Source organism: Campylobacter helveticus, assembly GCF_002080395.1.
GTDB classification, from domain to species: domain Bacteria; phylum Campylobacterota; class Campylobacteria; order Campylobacterales; family Campylobacteraceae; genus Campylobacter_D; species Campylobacter_D helveticus.
Genome location: NZ_CP020483.1, coordinates 1 through 1761, shown reverse-complemented (window position 1 = coordinate 1761; position 1761 = coordinate 1). Strand labels below are relative to the sequence as shown.

Annotated in this window: 3 protein-coding genes; all 3 read right to left on the bottom strand. The window is 30.5% G+C overall.

Annotation, left to right across the window (positions count from 1 at the left end; genetic code table 11):
• Positions 1-9: 9 nt before the first annotated feature.
• The 3 genes from CHELV3228_RS09970 to CHELV3228_RS09960 all read right to left on the bottom strand — a co-directional run bounded on the left by CHELV3228_RS09970 (position 10) and on the right by CHELV3228_RS09960 (position 1670).
• Positions 10-504 carry a replication/maintenance protein RepL gene (locus tag CHELV3228_RS09970; RefSeq protein ID WP_082200918.1) on the bottom strand — a complete coding sequence of 165 codons (495 nt, stop codon included), beginning with the start codon at positions 502-504 and terminating at the stop codon, positions 10-12.
• Positions 505-1236: 732 nt separating this feature from the next.
• The gene (locus CHELV3228_RS09965) at positions 1237-1464 is read right to left on the bottom strand and encodes a hypothetical protein (protein WP_082200917.1); all 228 of its coding nucleotides are present in this window, start codon (positions 1462-1464) and stop codon (positions 1237-1239) included.
• Positions 1465-1478: 14 nt separating this feature from the next.
• Entirely contained in the window at positions 1479-1670 is a 192-nt protein-coding gene (locus CHELV3228_RS09960) for a hypothetical protein (RefSeq protein ID WP_082200916.1), read from the bottom strand.
• Between the last annotated feature and the right edge of the window lie 91 nt (positions 1671-1761).

Sequence of the window (1761 nt, the reverse complement as noted above, 5' to 3'; positions counted from 1 at the left end):
CCGCCGTCCTTATTCCTCGTCAAACTCTTTAAACTTAATCATTAGGTTTTTTTCTCTATTTGTATCACCTTTATGGGCTATTTTAGGGATTACCATTAAACTGCCTATTCTGCGTTTAATTAAGCCTCTTTCTTCTAAGAGAACTAAAGTTTTTTGAGCTGTAAGGTATGTTACTTTTGCCTTTTCTGCTAGTTCTCTAGTCGTTATTATTAGTTTATTGTCGTAATCTTTATTTTCAAGTATATAGCGAAACACTTGCATTTTTTTATTTCCAAGTATGTCAAAAAGCTCAAATAAATAAGCTAGATAGGTAATTTCAAAGCCTTTTCTATCTAGTCTTTTTACTATGGTTTGGGCTTTAATTTTTTCTCCTGTTTCTGGGTCTATATAAATTTTTTCCTCACTTATAGCGGTTATTTTCTCTATTTTTGGACTTTTGTGGGTAATGAAAGCTCTTTTATTACCTTGATTTGAGGGGATAATAATTTCATTTGTGGCTAACATTTTTTAATCCTTTTTAAAAATTTATTTAAATTATATCATAAAAATTATTAATAATATATTGTAACCTATAAAAAAGTATATCAAAACCTATAAAAAAGTATATCAAAATTATTTTTAAAAAAATGCTATCTAAATACTATAAAATAGGTGTTTGTTAGTTGTTGTTTTGGTGTGTATTTTTGTGCAGATAAGATCTATTACCCCCTAACCCCCTTAATCTTAAAATAAACTTAAACTTTTTTTAGCCTAGAAAGTTTTTTAAGCAGTCAAAAATTCCAGCTTAAATTTTCGCTCCGCTCACTAAACCGATTTAACTCTAAATTGTTTTATAGGCTAAATAAGTCAAAAATGGCTTTATTTTGCCTTTAAATTGCTTAGGGGGTATCTAAGTATTACCCTTAGTCTTTTTTTGCTTTTAAGAGCCATTTAAGAGCGAAATGGGGGCTGACCCCTTTAAACTTTTTCAAGCCTTGAGATTTTTAGCGGGTAAAATGCAAGAGTAATACAACAAAAAATAAGCGGTAAAAATAATAAAAAGTTTTCTTTTTAGGATACACGCTATCCCAAAAAGGCAAAAAAATTAACATTTTTTAGCTTTTTTAGCGTGCAAGGGGAAAGCCCCTTGACCCCCTTTTTTTTGGATTATTTTTATATGCCTTTTATTACAAGTGCTATTGTTGCAAAGAAACTAATTAAACCAAATACAGCGGCACAAATAGCTAAGATTTCCATTTATAATTCTCCTATCTCTTTGATAATTTTTAATATTTTTATTTGTAGCACAAAAACGCTTATACTTAGCACTATAATCGTTAAAGCACATAAAGCTAATATCCAAGTATTACTTTTATTGTTTTGAGTGAAAATAAAGGCTATTAAAGCAAGTAATGAGGTGAGGGCAAAGTTTCTATAAACTTTTAATTCCTCAAGCCTTGCTTTTTTCTCATCTAACTTCGGCATATTTTTACAGCTCCTTAAAACAAGCTAGGTTGGTTTTCATCGTCTTTTCTCCTTTTTTCTTGCAAGTATTTTTTATAAACTTCGTCATTTTCAATTAAGCGTAATACATATTCGTTACGATTTTCTAAAGTTCCAAAGAAATAAATTAAGTCTTTTGGCACTCTTAAACTTATAATCTCGGTTGGACGCTTTCTAGGGCGTGGCATACTTCCTCTTTTCTCTATTAGCTAGGAGGCGTTTAGCCTCCTATAAAAGTGGGTCAGCCCCACTTTTACGGCGATTTGCGAAGCAAATATT